The organism is Streptomyces sp. 13-12-16 (assembly GCF_002114215.1).
Lineage (GTDB): Bacteria > Actinomycetota > Actinomycetes > Streptomycetales > Streptomycetaceae > Streptomyces.
This window is the reverse complement of sequence record NZ_NCTE01001275.1, coordinates 1-739: the sequence shown is the minus strand read 5'-3', so window position 1 is coordinate 739 and position 739 is coordinate 1. Positions and strand designations below refer to the sequence as shown.

Genomic DNA, 739 nt, shown 5'->3' with positions numbered 1-739 from the left:
GGGGGTCACGGGGTCTCCCCGGCCTCGACGCCGCTCTGCCGCGCGGGGGCGGCGCCCGGCGCGGGGCCGGTGTCCGGCACGGGACCGGCGCCCGACACAGGACCGGTCTCCGGCACGGGACCGGCATCCGGTACAGGACCGCTGTCCGATACAGGACCAGCGCCCGACGGCGCCCCGGCATCCGGCGCAGGACCGGCATCCGACGGAGTCCCGGCACCCGGCACAGGAGCGGCGCCCGGCGCAGGATCGGCGTCAGGTGCGGGGTTCGTGTCCAGGTGGAGGCGGCAGGCGCCCGGTTCGGCGAAGGGGAGCAGTTCGATCTCCTGGGAGTCCTCGCCCAGGGCGCCGAGGGCGGCCCGGGCCAGTCCTTCGTGGACGCCGCAGATGACGCCGGGATGCTCGCGGGCCGTCTCGACGAAGGGGCAGCGCGGCAGCCGGACTTCGCGCGCCTCCGCGTCGGCCTCCGGGGCGAAGCCGATCTCCCCGAGGAGGCCCAGCAGCCGTTCCCGTGCCTCCCTCGGGTCCGCCGACGGCTCCTGCCCGTCGGTCAGGACCCGCCCCCAGTCCTCGCCCGCGGCGAGGGCGTCCCCGCGTGGATCGGCGCTGGTACGGGCGATCCGCGCGGCCAGTACGGCGGCGAGTCCCGCGTACTCCCGCGCGGGGGACTCCTGCGGCGGGCGGGCCCGGTAGCGCCAGGCGGGACGGCCGCGCCCGGCGGGGGCGGACCGCTCGCGGGCGG

1 protein-coding gene is annotated in these 739 nt (G+C 78.8%); it reads right to left on the bottom strand.

The window, feature by feature from the left end:
• Window positions 1–5: 5 nt before the first annotated feature.
• On the bottom strand, window positions 6–739 hold a 734-nt coding region (locus B7767_RS46945; RefSeq protein WP_085576119.1), incomplete at its 5' end, for a metalloregulator ArsR/SmtB family transcription factor.